Origin of the sequence: Pseudonocardia sp., from assembly GCF_050250275.1 — a bacterium.
Classification (GTDB): Bacteria; Actinomycetota; Actinomycetes; order Mycobacteriales; family Pseudonocardiaceae; genus Pseudonocardia.
In genome coordinates this window covers 1-16,809 of the sequence record NZ_JBFWOY010000025.1, presented here as the reverse complement: position 1 = coordinate 16,809, position 16,809 = coordinate 1, and the positions used below count along the sequence as shown (strand labels likewise).

19 protein-coding genes are annotated in these 16,809 nt (G+C 74.6%); 9 read left to right on the top strand and 10 right to left on the bottom strand.

Translation table 11 applies throughout. The features are described from left to right. On the bottom strand, positions 1-340 hold a 340-nt coding region (locus AB7F12_RS21540; protein ID WP_428516795.1), incomplete at its 3' end, for a hypothetical protein. A 762-nt stretch (positions 341-1,102) separates the two neighbouring features. Between AB7F12_RS21540 and AB7F12_RS21535 the strand changes: the two genes are divergently transcribed. After that, a complete protein-coding gene (locus AB7F12_RS21535; protein WP_428501617.1) occupies positions 1,103-2,284 on the top strand; it encodes a hypothetical protein in 1,182 nt (393 codons plus the stop codon). A 27-nt stretch (positions 2,285-2,311) separates the two neighbouring features. Here AB7F12_RS21535 and AB7F12_RS21530 read toward each other — a convergent pair whose 3' ends face one another. Beyond that, positions 2,312-4,234, bottom strand: a complete 1,923-nt coding sequence (locus AB7F12_RS21530) for an FAD/NAD(P)-binding protein (protein ID WP_428501618.1) — start codon at positions 4,232-4,234, stop codon at positions 2,312-2,314. A gap of 678 nt (positions 4,235-4,912) precedes the next feature. Between AB7F12_RS21530 and AB7F12_RS21525 the strand changes: the two genes are divergently transcribed. Beyond that, positions 4,913-5,326: a hypothetical protein gene (locus AB7F12_RS21525; protein WP_428501619.1), complete on the top strand. Its 414-nt coding sequence runs from the start codon at positions 4,913-4,915 to the stop codon at positions 5,324-5,326. 3 nt (positions 5,327-5,329) lie between these two features. Here AB7F12_RS21525 and AB7F12_RS21520 read toward each other — a convergent pair whose 3' ends face one another. Continuing rightward, positions 5,330-5,752, bottom strand: a complete 423-nt coding sequence (locus AB7F12_RS21520) for a PaaI family thioesterase (protein ID WP_428501620.1) — start codon at positions 5,750-5,752, stop codon at positions 5,330-5,332. A 174-nt stretch (positions 5,753-5,926) separates the two neighbouring features. On the opposite strand from AB7F12_RS21520, the gene AB7F12_RS21515 reads away from it, so the two are divergent. Next, positions 5,927-6,724, top strand: a complete 798-nt coding sequence (locus tag AB7F12_RS21515) for an enoyl-CoA hydratase-related protein (RefSeq protein WP_428501621.1) — start codon at positions 5,927-5,929, stop codon at positions 6,722-6,724. A gap of 4 nt (positions 6,725-6,728) precedes the next feature. On the opposite strand, the gene AB7F12_RS21510 is transcribed toward AB7F12_RS21515, so the two are convergent. Continuing rightward, complete coding sequence (locus AB7F12_RS21510; protein WP_428501622.1) at positions 6,729-7,322, bottom strand: TIGR03086 family metal-binding protein; 594 nt, start codon at positions 7,320-7,322, stop codon at positions 6,729-6,731. 64 nt (positions 7,323-7,386) lie between these two features. On the opposite strand from AB7F12_RS21510, the gene AB7F12_RS21505 reads away from it, so the two are divergent. Next, on the top strand, positions 7,387-8,250 hold the full coding sequence (locus AB7F12_RS21505) for an NAD-dependent protein deacetylase (RefSeq protein WP_428501623.1): 864 nt from the start codon (positions 7,387-7,389) through the stop codon (positions 8,248-8,250). 6 nt (positions 8,251-8,256) lie between these two features. Here the strand turns inward: AB7F12_RS21505 and AB7F12_RS21500 are convergent, their stop codons facing one another. The 3 genes from AB7F12_RS21500 to AB7F12_RS21490 all read right to left on the bottom strand — a co-directional run bounded on the left by AB7F12_RS21500 (position 8,257) and on the right by AB7F12_RS21490 (position 9,396). Continuing rightward, the gene (locus AB7F12_RS21500) at positions 8,257-8,631 is read right to left on the bottom strand and encodes a barstar family protein (RefSeq protein ID WP_428501624.1); all 375 of its coding nucleotides are present in this window, start codon (positions 8,629-8,631) and stop codon (positions 8,257-8,259) included. Between the two features lie 65 nt (positions 8,632-8,696). Beyond that, complete coding sequence (locus AB7F12_RS21495; protein WP_428501625.1) at positions 8,697-9,164, bottom strand: ribonuclease domain-containing protein; 468 nt, start codon at positions 9,162-9,164, stop codon at positions 8,697-8,699. A 1-nt stretch (position 9,165) separates the two neighbouring features. After that, positions 9,166-9,396, bottom strand: a complete 231-nt coding sequence (locus AB7F12_RS21490; RefSeq protein ID WP_428501626.1) for a hypothetical protein — start codon at positions 9,394-9,396, stop codon at positions 9,166-9,168. A gap of 43 nt (positions 9,397-9,439) precedes the next feature. On the opposite strand from AB7F12_RS21490, the gene AB7F12_RS21485 reads away from it, so the two are divergent. Continuing rightward, positions 9,440-10,405 carry a zinc-binding dehydrogenase gene (locus tag AB7F12_RS21485; protein WP_428501627.1) on the top strand — a complete coding sequence of 322 codons (966 nt, stop codon included), beginning with the start codon at positions 9,440-9,442 and terminating at the stop codon, positions 10,403-10,405. Positions 10,406-10,482: 77 nt separating this feature from the next. Then, positions 10,483-10,953, top strand: coding sequence for a MarR family winged helix-turn-helix transcriptional regulator (locus AB7F12_RS21480; RefSeq protein ID WP_428501628.1), 471 nt, complete (start codon positions 10,483-10,485; stop codon positions 10,951-10,953). 40 nt (positions 10,954-10,993) lie between these two features. On the opposite strand, the gene lepA is transcribed toward AB7F12_RS21480, so the two are convergent. After that, complete coding sequence (gene lepA, locus AB7F12_RS21475; protein WP_428501629.1) at positions 10,994-12,838, bottom strand: translation elongation factor 4; 1,845 nt, start codon at positions 12,836-12,838, stop codon at positions 10,994-10,996. A gap of 149 nt (positions 12,839-12,987) precedes the next feature. On the opposite strand from lepA, the gene AB7F12_RS21470 reads away from it, so the two are divergent. Continuing rightward, complete coding sequence (locus tag AB7F12_RS21470) at positions 12,988-14,085, top strand: hypothetical protein (RefSeq protein WP_428501630.1); 1,098 nt, start codon at positions 12,988-12,990, stop codon at positions 14,083-14,085. Positions 14,086-14,296: 211 nt separating this feature from the next. Here the strand turns inward: AB7F12_RS21470 and AB7F12_RS21465 are convergent, their stop codons facing one another. Continuing rightward, positions 14,297-14,881, bottom strand: coding sequence for a maleylpyruvate isomerase N-terminal domain-containing protein (locus AB7F12_RS21465; protein ID WP_428501631.1), 585 nt, complete (start codon positions 14,879-14,881; stop codon positions 14,297-14,299). A gap of 106 nt (positions 14,882-14,987) precedes the next feature. Between AB7F12_RS21465 and AB7F12_RS21460 the strand changes: the two genes are divergently transcribed. Then, positions 14,988-15,914 (top strand): SPFH domain-containing protein, encoded by a 927-nt coding sequence (locus AB7F12_RS21460; protein ID WP_428501632.1) that lies wholly within the window; start codon positions 14,988-14,990, stop codon positions 15,912-15,914. A 9-nt stretch (positions 15,915-15,923) separates the two neighbouring features. Beyond that, positions 15,924-16,133 carry a hypothetical protein gene (locus tag AB7F12_RS21455; RefSeq protein ID WP_428501633.1) on the top strand — a complete coding sequence of 70 codons (210 nt, stop codon included), beginning with the start codon at positions 15,924-15,926 and terminating at the stop codon, positions 16,131-16,133. A 151-nt stretch (positions 16,134-16,284) separates the two neighbouring features. On the opposite strand, the gene AB7F12_RS21450 is transcribed toward AB7F12_RS21455, so the two are convergent. Continuing rightward, positions 16,285-16,809: hypothetical protein (locus AB7F12_RS21450; RefSeq protein ID WP_428517972.1), on the bottom strand; the 525-nt coding region annotated here is incomplete at its 5' end.

Genomic DNA, 16,809 nt, shown 5'->3' with positions numbered 1-16,809 from the left:
CGGCAGCGGCGACGGCCTGCGCGGCAGCGGCGACGGCCTGCGCGGCAGCGGCGACGGCCTGCGCGGCAGCGGCGACGGCCTGCGCGGCAGCGGCGACGGCCTGCGCGGCAGCGGCGACGGCCTGCGCGGCAGCGGCGGTCGGCAGGGCGATACCGGCGGAGTGCGATCTGGCGGTGCCGGGGGCGCCGACGGCGTCGAGTCGACCCGCGTGGTCCGCCCGGTGCGCCCTGGCGACAGCGGCCCCCGCCGGCCCGACGACCGGGACCGGGACCGGGACCGGGACCGGGACGAGTGGAGTCGGGACGACAGCGGCAGCGGCCGGGGGCCGTGGGACGAGCACGACGGCGACCGGGTCCGGGACGTGAACGGGCGCCGAAAGGACGGACCGCCGTCGACCCGTCCGGGCGCAGGCGGCTCGCACCCAGACAGTTCCCGCACAGACGGCTCCCGCGCAGACAGTGCCCGCGCCGACAGGTCCCGCGCAGACGGCTCGCGCGCCGGCCGTTCGCGTACGGACGGCCTGCCGGTCGAGGATTCGGGTCCTGAGCGTTCGCGCTCCGGCGGCCCACGCCGCGACGGCTCGCAGGTCGACAGAGCTCACCAGGACCGCGGGTGGGTCGACGGTGGGCCGCACCGCAGCTCGCGCCGCGACCCCGCGCACGCGCACCCCGACACACAGCGCCCCAACGGTTCGCGGCCCCACCGTTCGCAGCCCGACGGTCCGCAGGCTGACCGTCCGCAGCCCGACGGTTCGCAGCCCGACGGTTCGCGGGCCGACGGTTCGCGGGCCGACGGTTCGCGGGCAGACAGTTCGCGTGCCGACCGTTCACAGCCCGGCGGTTCGCGGCTCGACAGTTCGCGGGCTGTCCGCCCCGCCGCCGACGGCGCGTCAGCCGATGTTCCGCGTCCTCGCAGGCCGCGTTCCGACGGTTCTCGGCTCGACGGCCGCCGCGCGGCCGACTCGCACGAGGACCGGACGCGGGCAGGCGGAGCGCGGGGCGACGACGCCCGCCACGACCGTGCGCAGACCGACGATCAGTACCTGAACGGTTCGCGGACGGACGGTCCGCGCGCCGACGGTTCGCGCGTGAACGGTGCGCGCGTGAACGGAGTCCGGCCGGACGACCCCGCCCCCGACGAGCGTCGCGCCGACACCCCACGGACAGGCGGCTTCCGGACCGACGGCTCCCCCGTCAACGGATCTCGGGTCAACGGATCCCGGGTCAACGGCTCGGGCGGCGACCGGCACCGTGACGGCCACGCCGGAGCGGACGCGCGCCCGGCCCGGGCCGGGCGTCGCGATGACGACTCCGCCGAGCGTCGACCCCGCCGCCACCGGGCAGCCGACGACCACGAACTCGGCGGCGGCCACGGTGACCACGACGCACCCGCACGTCGTCGCCGCGTTACCGGCGCCCACCGCACCGATGGTCACGGCACCGGCGGGCACGGCGGGCACGGCACCGACGAGCACCGCACCGGTGAGCACCGCGACCAGTCCCCCGGTACCGACGGCGTCCGCTCCGACGGCCGTCGCGACCACGCCCACCGCGATCACACCCGTGAGGACCACCTCGGTGACGACCACGCTCAGGGCGCCGACGGCCGCGGCGACAGCCGGCGGGGTGCCCGCGAGGAGGCTCCCGTCCATCGTCGCGACGTCGCCGAGCGCGGGCGCGGCACCGCGGACGCCGTGTCGGAGACGACCGCGATCCCTCGCCACCGTTCCGCGCGGCACGACGAACGTGGCCGCCGTTCCCGCGGCGCTCGACGCGACCGCGCGCGCGACGAGAACCAGGGGGAGCGCGACGACACCGGGTCCGGCCGTGCCGCACGCCGGCGCCCGGTCCGTCCGGCTGCGGACCACGAACCCCGCTCGCGCCACGACGACCGCGGCGACGACCACCGGGCCCGCGACGACCACCGGGCCCGCGACGACCGACACACCGACGAGCCCACCCGGGCAGAGCGCTCCGGTGCAGACCGCTCCCGGGCCGGCCGCTCCCGGGCGGACCGCCGCGACGCGCCCCGCGACGACGACCGCCGCCGCGGGGCGGACCGCGACCGGCACGGACCCGACGACGTCGACGCGCCGACCGCCGCGCTGCCCCTCGTCCACCTCACCCAGGCGTTCGCGAAGCTGACCGTGCCCGACCCCCGCGTCCCGGGCGACGACGTGGACGCCGAGACCGCGGCGTTCCAGCCGATCCCCCGCCCGCGCCGCCGTTCCTGGCTCACCGGCGAGATCCCGAAGGTCCCGCCGTTGCCGCCGCGGCGCCGCTGAGGGTGCAGCGCCGGCGAGGGCTCGGGATCAGGCCGCGGCGGCCGACTCCGCGGGCAGGCTGTCCAGCACGGCGCGGGCGATGGCGTCGTTGTAGCGCAGGCTCTGCGCGTTCATGCCGGGCCGGGTGAACGCGCCGGCGACCTTGACCACCGTGTGCGGTCCGACGGCGAAGCGGCGCGGGTGAACGGCGCCGCGGGCGTCGACGATCGCGCCGTCGGCGGGCCGGACCCGGATCAGGCCGGTGTTGCGCAGGACGGTGCCGTCGGCGGTGCGCAGGATCTCCTCGCTGACGGCGCCGTCACGGACGAGGGCGGCGAGGAGGGGGTCGGTGCTGCGGGCGGCGCTGGCGTCGGGGAGGCGGGCGTCGACGAGGATCGTGGAGGTCACGACCTCCGGTGTGGCGGCGCTGCCGGCCCGCAGCACATCGTCGTCGGCGCGGACCCACATCCCGGGGCCGAGGAACCTGACGAGCCCGGCGTCGGCGAGCGCGAGAATCTGGCGGACCCGGAATCCGGGTGGCCCGCTGGCGACGGAGTTGAAGAAGCTCTGCCACCAGGGCACGTCGCGGGCGCGGGACACCGCGGTGAGGGCGTCGTCACCCTGCAGGTGCGTGACCTCGTTGTACACCGACAGCATGGCGACGAACGCGCCGAGGTGCGGGGTGTGGCGGGGGTCGACGTGCTGGCGCAGGTCCTCGGCGATGCGGTCGACGACGAGGGGCTGCAGCGCATCCAGTGAGGGGGCGGTGACGCCGTCGAGGGGGCGGTCGAGGGCGTCGAGGTCGAGCCGGTCGAGGGGGTCGGGCGCGACCTCGGCGAGGAGGGCGTCCATCTCGGGGGTGCCCCAGCGGGCGGCGTCGTAGCGCGCGGTGAAGCGGTCGAGGTCGAGGGGGACGCGGTCGGGGTGTCCGGCGACGAGCTCGTGGTACCAGCCCCAGGCGATCTCCTTGGCCATGAGCGGCCACAGGGCGGTGCGGAGGTCGACGGGGCCGTCGGCCACCAGGGGCGCGATCTGGTCGGGGCCGAAGTGGCGCGGCAGGGGCGGGCGGCCGCCGCGGAGCTGGTAGTGGGTCTTGGAGTGGTAGGTGACACCGCGGGGGCTGCCGGCGACGAGTACGGGTTCGTCGCCGGACGCGACGTAGCGGAGCCGGTCCGTGGAGTCGGTGGCGGGGACGAACCGGCCGCCGCGGCCCTCGAACAGCAGCACGACGAGGTCGACGAAGGCGAGGCCGAGGCCGCGGACCAGCACCGTCTCGCCGGGGCGGATGACGGAGAGGTCGGTGTCGGTGGTCTGTTCGGGCGGCAGGTAACGCAGCCCGGCCGCAGCGGTGCGGGCGATGAGGGCGCGCTCGTCGGGGGTGGGGACGGCGTCGAGGTGGCCGGAGGCGAGGACGACGGTGTCGGCACGCAGGGGTGTGTCGCGGCCCTCGACGGTGACCCACTGGTCGTCACCGGTCTCGGTGATCCCGGTGGCGCGCCCGGTGTGCAGGTGCACACGCACCCGTGGTGGCAGGGTCGCGACGACGTCGCGCAGCACCCAGGCGAGGTATCGGCTCTGCAGCTGCCTGCTCGGGAAGGTCGACGCCTCGACGGCGGTGAGCTCGGCCCAGAGCGCGGGGCCGAGGGCGTCGGCGGTCTCCGTCGGCAGCTCGCCTGCCCGGACCCGTTGCACCCATTCCCACAGCGACGGTCCGGGCACGATCGGCCCGGCGCAGACGACGGACTCGTCGGTGTACATGGTGACGTCGGCGGCCATGGAGTTCATCGCCAGCAGCGGCGACTGGGCGTGGCGCCAGATGCGGCCGGCGCCGGGCGGGAAGGGGTCGACGAGGTGGACGTCGAGCTCGCCGTCGGGAAGCAGTTCGGCGAGGTTCGCGCCGAGGCGTTCGAGCAGTCCGGTCCCGCGTGGGCCCGCACCCACGACGACGACGGAGGCGGGGCGACGGGACATGGCTGACCTCGCGTGACGGTGGCGGACGGGCGTGGGCGCGTCACCCCGCCAGCGCGGCGCTGGTCCGGCAGAAGTCGACGTGGCGGCGGCGGGCCAGCAGCGTCACGGGCACGGCGGTGCCCCGGTGCGCGGTGTCGCGGCCGTCGGTCATCGTCTCCGAGGGTAGGCGGCGGGGGCTGTCCGCGCACCGGGTCCGGCCGCCGGGACCGTCACAGCGGCGTGCGGGGGCGCGACGGGCGGGGCCGCCGCCCTGGTGACGCGCGGGTGTCGGCCTCGGTCGCGGGTGGTCGGGGCGTGCCCGCGGCTGTCGCGGTCCCGGCCCCCGAGCCGGTCGCGTTCCCGGGTTGCCGGCGCGCCGACGCGGCGGTCTGATCAGGTGTAACGACCGGGATCGGGCGGGCGAGTCATGCGTCGACGGGGCGGGCGCTGGGGCGTCGCCCCGTTGCACGGGCCGGGCCGCGGCGAACACCGCGGGTCCCCCCCCTCCCGGCCGGTGTGCGTCCGGCCCGGCCCGAACGCCACGGCCCTCGACGGGCCCGGTCCGTGTCCCGCCCGGCCCGATCGCCGCGACACCCGACGTAACGGACGTCCGGGTCGCCGCGAGTTGACAGTCACCTCGCCCGACGCCGGGCCGGTCCCGGCGGCGCGGGCGGCCGCGTCCGACGGAAGGACCCGTTCATGAGCGCCGCGCCCCTCACCCGCCCCGGCAGCGTCACCGTCGTCGTCGTGCTCGTCTGGATCTCGGCCATCCTGCAGCTGCTCGTCGGCGTGCTGCTGCTCGTCGTCGCCGCGACGGTCGGGACCGCCGACATCGACGTCGCCCGCGGCGTCATCGTCGCGGTCGGGATCTTCACACTGGTCATCGGGCTGCTCACGGCCGCCGTCGCGTCGCGGCTGGGCAAGGGCGGCAACGGCGCCCGCATCATCGTGACCGTCCTGGAGGTGCTGCAGATCGTGGGTGCGATCACGACGCTGTCGGTGTACGGCACCACCGGGGCGGGCTCCGGGGCGATCGGCAACATCGCGATCGCCGTCATCATCCTGGCTCTGCTGTGGAACAACCGCGCCAACGAGTTCTTCGCGCGACGCTGACCGTCAGGTGAGGACGGCCTGGGTCTGGGTGACCCGGGCGACGAGGCGGTCCTGCGCGTCGCGCAGCTCGGTGTCGACGACGATCGTGGTGCGCCCCTTGTGCAGCACGCGTGCCACGGCGTCGAGGTGGCCTTCGGTGAGTGGGCGCATGAAGTTCGTCGACGACGAGATCGTGGCGGTGCCGGTCGCGGTCGGGGGCAGGTTGAGGTAGGCCGCCCAGCCACCTGCCGTGTCGGCCAGCGCCATGATCGCGCCGCCGTGCAGCAGGCCCGCGGTGGTGGTGCGGGTGGGGTCCCATTCGAGCCGCAGGTGGACCTCGTCGGGGCCGGCGGCGACGGCGGTGGCCCCGATCAACGCGGCGAAGGGCATGGCGGAGTGCAGGAACCCGGTGGGGTCGGCGCTCGGGGTCTGGTCGGGGGGCGGCATGACCGCAGCGTGGCCGACGGCCCGCCGCCCGTCCATGACCTGCCCGGGCGGGTCACGGGCGTCGTCGGCGGGGTCGATGCGATCGTGCCCGGGCGCGGTGCCGGGCCGGGCTCGGGGTGAGGGGCGGGTCGCACTCGCGGTGAGGGGCGGGGCCGGCTCGGCTACGGTCCGGCCATGACCCCTCCCGACGGCGACGCCGCCCCCTCGGAGCTCGTCCATCTCGACGTCACGGCCGGTGTCGCGACGGTCACCCTGGACTCCCCCGCCAACCGCAACGCCCTGTCGGCGCAGCTGCGCCGGGAGCTGCTCGCGCACCTGCGCGCAGCCCTGGCCGACGACGACGTACGGGTGATCGTGCTGTCCCACACCGGGTCCGTGTTCTGTTCCGGGATGGACCTGCGGGAGACGCGCGGGGCGTCGGCCGACCAGCAGGGCATCTCGGAGGTGCCCGCGATCCTGGAGCTGATCTGGACCTCGCCGAAGCCGGTCGTGGCGCGGGTCGCCGGGGCGGCCCGCGCGGGCGGTGTCGGGCTGGTGGCGGCGTGCGACATCGCGGTGTCGGTGGAGACGGCGACGTTCGCGTTCAGCGAGGTGCGCCTCGGCCTGGTCCCGGCGGTCATCTCGGTGACGGTGCTGCCGCGGCTGCTGCCCCGCGCCGCGCACGAGCTGTTCCTCACCGCGGCGGTGTTCGACGCGGCGCGCGCCGAGGCGATCGGGCTGGTCAACGCCGCGGTCCCGGCCGCCGAGCTCGACGCGCGGGTCGTCGGCTACGTCGAGGCGCTCAAGCTGGGCGCCCCGGCGGCGCTGGCCGGGACGAAGGAGCTGTTGCGTTCGGAGCGTCCGCGGTCGATGTCGGAGGACTTCGCGCAGATGCAGGAGCTGTCGGCGGGCTACTTCGCGAGCCCGGACGCCCAGGAGGGGATGCGCGCGTTCGCCGAGAAGCGCACCCCCGCCTGGGTCGTGCCCGACTGACGGGTCAGCCGGCCTTCCAGCCGGGGTCGCGGCCGGCGGCGCCGAGCGCCTTCACGAACGCGGGCGCGTCGTCGGCGACCGGGACCTCGGCGCCGAACCAGCCGCCGTCGCGGCCCATCGGCGCGATCGCGAGGACGCCGTCGAGGACGACCCGGCCGAGCTCGTCGGGCACGTCGAGACCACGCCCGGTGGCGGCGGCGACGTCCCACGCGTGCACGGCGAACTCCGCGGTCATCATCGAGCCGATGGCAGCGGCCGGCATGGGCGAGCCGCCCATGTGGCTGTCGCCCTCCCAGGCGCCGGGCTCGGCCCAGGCCCGCGCGGTGGCGGCGCCCTCCTGGGCGCACCGGTCGGCCCACTCGGGTTCGGGGACGCCGATCAGGAAGGGGGCACCGTCCTCGAGCTTCCAGGTCTCGTCCCAGGCCTCGCGGGTCGCGGCACGCTGCGCGAGGACGAACCCGAACGCGATGTGGTTGACGACCTGGCGGACGGTGAAGTCGGTGCAGGGGCTCGGGTCGTCGTAGCGATCGACGGCGGTCCCACGGATGACCGAGACGGCGAGGTCGATGCTCTGCTGCAGGTGGTCGGTGTGGTCCATGCCGTCGATCCTGCGCGGCCGCCGGCGACGGGTCTTGTAGGAACGCGACACCTACTCTGGAGTGGTGACCGCCCCGCAACCCGTGGCCGTGACGCCCGCCGTCGGCGCCGCACCCGTCGCCCGCGCTCTCGACCTGCTGGCCGGGCGCCCGCTCGTCGCCCTCACCGGCGCCGGCCTGTCCACCGACTCCGGCATCCCCGACTACCGCGGCCCCGGCTCCCCCGCCCGCCGCCCGATGACGATCGCGGAGTTCCGGTCCGGTGCGGACGCGCGGCGCCGGTACTGGGCGCGCAGCCACGTCGGGTGGGCGCGGATGCGCCACGCCGACCCCAACCCCGGCCATCACGCGCTCGCCGCGCTGGAACGTGCCGGGGCGCTGCGGTCGGTGATCACGCAGAACGTCGACGGGCTGCACGGGGCGGCGGGCAGCCGGGAGGTCGTCGACCTGCACGGACGCATCGACGAGGTCGTCTGTCTGGAGTGTGGCGACGTCACCGCCCGCGACCTGCTGCAGGCCCGCCTGGCCGGGCTGAACCCGGGGTTCGCCGCGGCCGCCGCGGCCGCGGAGGCGGCCCCCGACGGCGACGCCGTCCTCGACGACACCGACGGCTTCGTCGTCGCCCCCTGCACCGGCTGCGGTGGTGTGCTCAAGCCGCATGTCGTGTTCTTCGGCGAGAACGTGCCGCGCGAGCGGGTGGAGCGTTCCTACGCCCTGGTCGAGGGGCTGGCCGGGTCGGGCGCGCTGCTCGTCGCCGGGTCGTCGTTGACGGTGATGTCGGGGCTGCGGTTCGTGAAGCGCGCCCACGCCCTGGGTGTGCCCGTCGTCATTCTCAACCGGGGTGCGACGCGGGGCGATCCGCTGGCGACGCTGTGCGTCGACGCCGGGTGTTCGGAGACGCTGACCGCGCTGGCCGCGATGGTGGCCTGAGCCCGCTCAGATCCGCCCGGTGAGGACGACCCGCAGCGGACGGTCGCTCGTGCGGGACGCGGCGGCGGCGTCGGCGAGCACGTCGAGCAGCCGGTCGTGGCCCTCGGGGTCGGCGGGTGCCAACGCGGCCGGGTCCTCCCAGATGAGCACGATCTCGCCCGCGGGGAGCCACGACAGGTCGGTGAGGACGTCGCGCAGCGCGTCGAGGTTGTGTCCGAACCACGCGGGCACGTCGAGCTGGGCGGCAACCGCCCGGTAGAAGGCCTGACGGTCGCGGGGGCCGTCGACGCGCGCCACGCGTGCGCCGCACTGCCGCGCGGTGTCGGCGACCTGACCCGCGTCACGCGGGCTGCACTGGAGTCCGATCGACTGCACCGTCATGTGGTCATCATCACCTGTTCGCCTCCGGTTCGCCAGGGTCTCGATCGAGACCGGTGACGGACCGGTCAGCGGGGCACCGCCGCGGCGTCCACGACGACGAAGCTGCCGTAGTGGTCACCGGTGTAGTACAGCTCCTGTTCCGAGCCCGTGACCAGGCGTCGCGCGCCGCGGTCGGTCTCGCCGGGCGTCGGCACCGTGAACTCGTGGTAGTAGCCGCGGGGTTGCGCGGGCAGCAGGCGTTCGGCGTTGGCGAAGACGATTCCGTCGCGCTCGTAGCGGTACGGCCCGCCCGCGCGGATCTGCGCGTACACCGCGGCGGCCTCGGGCGGCAGCGCGCACAGCGGCTGCACCGGCAGTGTCGACGCCGCCGCGCCCGGGACCTGTGCCGACACCGTCGCGCAGGTGGTACCGCCGGTGGCGGTGGGCGGGGCCGGGCCCGGACGCGCGAACGTGCCGACCAGGACGATCGCCGCGAGGACCGCCAGCGCGACGAGGGCTGCGCGCACCGACGAGCCGCGGCGGGGCGAGCTCACCTCACCTCTCGGTGGGGACGTCGAACAACGGCTCGGGCGGCCGCGGCGCCCGGCGTGGCCGGGGCAGCGCGGCGAGCAGGGTGCCGACGATCCCCGCGGCCCTGTCGACCAGGATCGCCAGTCCCGCGCACACCGGGAGGACGACGACCGCGGCCAGCACCACCTGGAACGGGAACGGCAGCTGGGTCACCCACAGCTCGACCGCGTCCCACCAGTCCGCCAGCGCCCGCACACCTCACACGGTAGACCCGGGCGATCGTGACTAGGTTCGAGGCATGTTCGCCGTCTACGCCGCCGAGCCGAGCCCCGACGCCCCCCTCGACTCCCTCACCGTCGGGGAGCGTCCCGACCCCGAGGTCCCCGACGGTTGGGTCGCGGTCAAGGTCTCCGCCGCGAGCCTCAACATGCACGACCTGTGGACGTTGCGGGGTGTGGGCATCAAACCCGAGCAGTTCCCCATGGTCCTGGGCTGCGACGGAGCCGGAACGCTGGAGGACGGCACCGAGGTCGTCGTCCACTCCATCATCGGCGACCCCGACTGGGGCGGCGACGAGACCCTCGACCCCCGCCGCACCCTGCTCACCGAGAAGTACCAGGGCACGATGGCCGACACCGTCGTCATCCCCGCCCGCAACGCCGTGCCCAAGCCCGCCGGGCTGTCGCCCGCCCAGGCCGCCGTCATGGGCACCGCCTGGCTGACGGCCTACCGGATGCTGTTCACGAAGTCCGGCCTGCGTCCCGGCCAGACGATGCTCGTGCAGGGCGCCTCCGGCGGCGTGTCGACGGCACTGGTCCAGCTCGGCCGGGCCGCCGGCATGCGGGTGTGGGTCACCGGCCGCAGCGAGGAGAAGCGCGCGCTGGCCGAGAAGCTGGGCGCACACGCGACGTTCGAGCCCGGCGCGCGGCTGCCCGAGCGGGTCGACGCCGTCTTCGAGAGCGTCGGCGAGGCCACGTGGTCGCACTCCATGAAGTCGCTGCGCCCCGGCGGGGCGATCATCGTCTGCGGCGCGACGAGCGGCCCGCAGCCGGGCGCCGACCTGCAGCGGCTGTTCTTCCTCCAGCTGCGCGTCGAGGGCTCCACGATGGGTACCCGCGACGAGCTCGCCGACCTGCTGGCGTTCGTCGCGAACGCGGGGATCGTCCCCGAGGTGGGGCTGGAACTGCCCATGGAGCAGGCCGTCGACGGCTTCCGCGCGATGCTCGACGGGAACACAGCCGGCAAGATCGTGTTCACTCACTGACACCGAACGGGACGATTTTCCGGCATCTTCCTCGGAGAATGCCGAGACAGCTCAATCGTCAAGTACAGTCGGTAGCCGTGTCTGAGCCATTCAGTCGAACGGCGCCGGGGGCTGTCGCCACCGCCCCGGCGCCGCGCGTACCCGGCCTCGTCGAACTACTCGACCGCGTGGACCGGGCCGTCGCCACGGCCCTGGTCCCCGCAACGGCGTCGGAGGGCGTCAGCCGCGACGGCTGGCGGGTCCTGCTGATGCTCTCCCGCGGCGGTGGCCGCAGCATGGGGGAGATCGCCGGCCACACCGCCCTGCCCGCCCCGACGGCGACCCGCGTGGTCGACCGCCTCGTGGCGGCGGGGATGGCCTACCGCCGCCACGACCCCGTCGACCGCCGTCGCGTTCTCGTCCACCTCGCCGCCGACGGCCGGGCCGTCGTCGAACGGGTGTGCGGGATGGTCGAACGCAAGGTCGGCACCGCGCTCGGCGCCGCGCACCCCCGCGAACGCGCCCAGCTGGCCGAGCTGCTCGCCAACCTGGCCGACGCCCCCGCCTGATCCCCCGACGGCCGACCGCCCGGGCGACGACGCCCGGGCGCTACTTCTTCGCCTTCTCCGCCGCCGACGAGTCCGTCGACAACGCCGCCACGAAGGCCTCCTGCGGAACCTCGACCCGACCGATGGTCTTCATCCGCTTCTTGCCCTCCTTCTGCTTCTCCAGCAGCTTCCGCTTCCGCGTGATGTCGCCGCCGTAGCACTTGGCCAGCACGTCCTTGCGGATGGCGCGGATGTTCTCGCGCGCGATGATCCGCGACCCGATCGCCGCCTGGATCGGCACCTCGAACTGCTGGCGCGGGATCAGCTCGCGCAGCTTCGTCGTCATCGTGGTGCCGTAGGAGTAGGCGTCGTCCTTGTGCCGGATCGCCGAGAACGCGTCGACCGGCTCGCCCTGCAGCATGATGTCGACCTTCACCAGGTCCGACTCCTGCTCGCCCGCCTCCTCGTAGTCGAGGCTGGCATACCCACGTGTGCGCGACTTCAGAGCGTCGAAGAAGTCGAAGATGATCTCGGCCAGCGGCATCGTGTACCGCAGCTCGACGCGCGTCTCCGACAGGTAGTCCATGCCACCGAGCTGGCCGCGGCGGTTCTGGCACAGCTCCATGATCGTGCCGACGAACTCCGACGGCGCCAGCACCGTGACCTTCACGACCGGCTCGAAGATCTGCGCCACCCGCCCGGTCGGCCAGTCCGACGGGTTGGTCACCGTCAGCTCGACGTCGTCGTCACGGACCACCCGGTAGACGACGTTGGGCGCGGTCGAGATGAGGTCGAGCCCCGCCTCGCGCTCCAGCCGGTCGCGCGTGATCTCCAGGTGCAGCAGGCCCAGGAAGCCGCAGCGGAACCCGAAGCCCAGCGCCGCCGACGTCTCCGGCTCGTAGGTGAGTGCCGCGTCGTTGAGCTGCAGCTTGTCGAGCGCCTCCCGCAGGTCCGGGTACTGCGAACCGTCGACCGGGTAGAGACCCGAGTAGACCATCGGCCGCGGCTCCCGGTAGCCGGTCAACGGCTCGCTCGCGCCGTGGCGCTGGCTCGTGACCGTGTCACCGACCTTCGACTGCCGGACGTCCTTCACCCCGGTGATCAGGTAGCCGACCTCGCCGACGCCCAGCCCGGCGGACGGTTTCGGGTCCGGTGACACGATGCCGACCTCGAGCAGCTCGTGCGTCGCCCCCGTCGACATCATCCGGATCCGCTCGCGGGGGGTGATCTTCCCGTCGACGACACGGATGTAGGTGACGACGCCGCGGTAGGTGTCGTACACCGAGTCGAAGATCATCGCCCGGGCCGGGGCGTCCGGATCGCCGACCGGCGGGGGGACCTGGCGGACGACCTCGTCGAGCAGCTCGGAGACGCCCACACCGGTCTTGGCGCTGACGCGGAGCACATCGCTCGCGTCGCAGCCCACGATGTGCGCGATCTCCGCGGCGTAGCGGTCCGGGTCGGCCGCGGGCAGGTCGATCTTGTTCAGGACCGGGACGATCGTCAGGTCCTTCTCCAGGGCCAGGTACAGGTTCGCGAGCGTCTGCGCCTCGATGCCCTGCGCCGCGTCGACCAGCAGGATCGCGCCCTCGCACGCCTCCAGCGCCCGCGAGACCTCGTAGGTGAAGTCGACGTGGCCGGGGGTGTCGATCAGGTGGAGGACGATGTCCTCCCCGTCGAGCTGCCACGGCAGCCGCACGTTCTGCGCCTTGATCGTGATGCCGCGCTCGCGCTCGATGTCCATCCGGTCGAGGTACTGCGCCCGCATCGCGCGCTCCTCGACGACCCCGGTGAGCTGCAGCATCCGGTCGGCCAGGGTCGACTTCCCGTGGTCGATGTGGGCGATGATGCAGAAGTTCCGGATGCGCTCCGGTGGGGTGAACGTGCGGTCGGCGTACGTCGTCACTCAGGTTCCTTCGCTGCGGGTGACCTCCATCGTCCCATGTCGGCCGATGCGGCCTGCGCCCTCCCGGGCGCCCACCGATCCGGTGACCTGCGACGTCTCCATGTGTGAGCGGCGCCACCATCGGGAACGGGGGGTCAGGAGGTGGCCCCATGACCGCGACGCCGCACCAGACCCCTCGCGATGCCCGCCATCGCGCCGCCCCGCCGGCCGAGGAACCGGCCTCCCCACCGGACTCCGACAGGCGTGCCCGGCACGCACTCCCGGACGAGTCGCCCGCCCCGAGCACCCCCGCCGGCGCTCCGCCGCCCGGCCCCGCCCCCGACGTCGGCACGGCCACCACTGCCGTGGCGCCCACCGCTCCTGGGCGGCCCACCACCCCCGGGGGGCCCACCGCTCCCGGGGAACCTGCCGCCGACGACTGGACCGGGCGCACCGTGCACGGCCGCGACGGCTCCAAGCTCGGCACACTCAGCCGGATCCACCCCCCTTCCGAGCACTCCCCCGTGCCGTGGGGCATCGTCGAGGGGCGCCGGGGCGGCGGCCGCCTCGTCCCCCTCGACCGCGCCCAGCCCCACGGCGACCGCGGCATCGTCGTGCCCGTCGACAAGGCCGGCTTCCGCACCGCGCCCTCGGCCGGCAACGGCGAACCCGACGCCCACACCCTCGCCGACCTCGACCGCCACTACGCCGGCCGGGGCGCGCTCGCCGTCGCGCGCGAACGCCAGCACGAACGCTTCGGCGGCTTCAAGTTCGGCGCCGCCTTCTTCGGCTGGATCGTCGCCGTCGGGCTCACCGTCCTCCTCTTCGCCGTCGCCGCCGGGATCGCCGCCGCGACCGGCTTCTCCCTCGACCTCTCCGGCTCGCCCGCCAACCCCGCCCCCGAGACCGTCGGCCTGACCGCGGCGATCGCGATCGTCGTCGTCATGGCGCTGGCCTACCTCGGCGGCGGCTACGTCGCCGGCCGGCTCGCCCGCTTCGACGGCGCCCGCAACGGCAGCGGCACGTGGGTCATCGGCCTGGTCGTGACCATCGCCGCCGGCATCGCCGGCGCCGTCCTCGGTGCCGAGTACGACGTCATGCAACGCCTCGTGCTGCCGTCGATCGCCCTGCCCACTGGGGCGCTGACGATCGGCGGCATCATCCTGCTCGTCGTCGTCGCCATCGTGACGTTGCTCGCCGCCGTCCTCGGTGGCCGCGCGGGTGAGCGATACCACCGCCGCGTCGACAAGGCCGGCTCGATGACCTGACGCCGGCCCGTCGGCTCCGGCGCGGCTCTCCGCAGAGGAGGGCCGCGCCGACGCACGTCCGCCCCCGGACCCTGGGTGCCCCTCCCCCGCGCGCAACCACACGGTCCTCGTCACCCCACGGGACAGCACCAGGGTTGCGCCCGGGCGCTCGCGCGCAACCTCACGGTCGTGCCCCGGCGCTCGGACAGCAGTGGGGTTGCGCGCGGGTCGGTCAGGGGCGGCCGTCCGGTGGGGCGCTGTGCCAGCGCCACTCCTGCAGCCGCGGATGGTCGGCGTCGAGGGCGCAGCGGCCCGTCGCCCATCGCAGCGTCGGCCACGAACGCGACCCACGCGGTGTCGCGGGGAAGAGGCGGTGCAGAACCCGCTGGGCGAGGTGGGCATCCGGTTCGAAGCCGATCCCGAGGCCACGCGCGGCATCGTCGGTGTGCACGAGGAGCTCCAGCACGCCCATCGCCGCGAAACCCGAGGCGTCGGCCGAACCGAACGGGTGGTGGCCGCGCGCGTCCGGCGGTGCCGCGTCGACCACGGCCGCGAGCACCCCCGCCCCCGCGACGATCCCGGCGATCAGCGCAGCAGGCGGGGCGTCCGCATCGACGCGCGCCTCCAGCGCGGTGAGTGCGTCCCCGCCGGCGGCGAGGTCGGCCGCGAACCCGAGGAGTGTCGCGCCCACATGGGCGACCACCCCCGCGACCGTCAGGTCGACCCCGTGAGCCGCCACCGACCAGTCCCGGCTCCCCGCATGCTCCAGCGATGCACGGCTCGCCGCAGCGGCCTGGCGCACGTCGTCGGCGTCCATCCGGACACGGTAGGCCGTCCGTCGAGAAAAAGTGATAGCACAGCAGCGGAGAAAATTGATATCATTGCGCTAGCGGCCTCCGAGGCCGGGACGTCAGGGGACGACGATGACCGACCAGGACCACCGACCCGCCCCGACCGGCGAGCTCGACGTGACACCCGTGCGGATGCCCGACCCGGCCGTCCGCGAGCACAAGGCGTGGGGACCCAACGGGTTCGTCGGCCTCCTCGTCGGCCTCGTCCTCCTCGCGCTCGGCATCTACTGCGTCGCCACCGGCACGGGCGTCCTCATCGGACTCGGCATCGCCGCGCTCGTCCTCGGGCTGCTCACCCTGCGCGGGTTGACGACGGTCGCGCCCGGCGAGGCCAAAGTGGTGCAGTTCTTCGGCCGCTACGTCGGCACCGTGCGCACCTCCGGGCTGCGCTGGGTCAACCCGCTCACCAGCCGTCGCAAGGTCTCCACCCGGATCCGCAACCACGAGAGCGAGGTCCTCAAGGTCAACGACCTCGACGGCAACCCCATCGAGATCGCCGCCGTCGTGGTCTGGCAGGTCGAGGACACCGCCCGCGCCGTGTTCGAGGTCGACTCCTTCGTCGCCTTCGTCCACACCCAGACCGAGACCGCGATCCGCCACATCGCCACCAGCTACGCCTACGACTCCCACGAGGAAGGCCTCTCCCTGCGGCAGAACGCCGAGGAGATCACCGAACGCCTCTCCCGCGAGATCGGCGACCGCGTCGAGTCCGCGGGTGTCACGATCATCGAGTCCCGCCTCACCCACCTCGCCTACGCACCCGAGATCGCCGGGGCCATGCTGCAGCGCCAGCAGGCCGGCGCCGTCGTCGCCGCACGGGGACGGATCGTCGAGGGTGCGGTCGGCATGGTCGAGATGGCGCTGGAGCGGCTCTCCGAACGCGAAATCGTCGAGCTCGACGAGGAACGCAAGGCGGCGATGGTGAGCAACCTGATGGTCGTCCTGTGCGGGGACCGGGCGACCCAGCCGATCATCAACGCGGGCTCGCTCTACCACTGATCCGCGACGATGCCCGAGCGCAAGAGCTTCCTGCTGCGGCTCGACCCCGCCGTCCACGACGCCCTCGCCCGCTGGGCCGCCGACGAGCTCCGCAGCACCAACGCGCAGATCGACTTCCTGCTGCGGGAGGCCCTCCGCCAGGCGGGCCGGCTGCCCTCCGGCGCCAAGGGGCCCCGCCCCCGCGGACGCCCCCGCCTCGACGACCCGCCCGATCCCTGACGCGGCGCCCCGCAGCCCACCGCTGCGGAGCGCCGTGGCGCGTGGGCGCCGAGGGTTCCGTGAACGGATGCGCACGCCGGCCGCGCCGGCCAGGGCGACCCCGCGAGGACCGCGGACGGTTCGTGGCGGGACGAGCCCGGCACGTGCCGAGTCACGTCGCGATCAGCACAGTCCGGGCGCCAGGGCCGCCCATGACCACGAGCAGGCCGCCGGCCGGGGCGAGGGCAGGCGTCAGGGCGGGTTCCGGGACGGGCCTGAGGACCCGGACGGTCCAGGTCCGCTCCGCGCCGTCGGCACCGCGGACCGTCACGGCCCGCCCCGGCCGCACCGCGGGTTCCTCGGTCGCCGCGAGCACGACGACAGTCCGTCCGTCGGCCTCCGCGATCCGACCCCCCGCCTGCGGCGCGGCAGGCACCCCGGTGGCCGGGGCGGCGACCGCGAGAAGTGGGACACCGCTGTCGCCCACGACGAGCTGCGCCGGCGGGGCCGGAACCGGTGGCTGCGTGGTCGTCGCCGCGGGTCCGGCGCTCGCGGACGGACCCGTCGTCGGCGGCAGGGTCGTCGGCGGCAGGGTCGTCGGCGGCAGGGTCGTCGGCGGCAGGGTCGTCGGCGGCAGCGTCGACGGCGTCTTGGACGTCGGCGCCAGGGTCGACGCCGCCGGGGTCGTCTGCGGCGG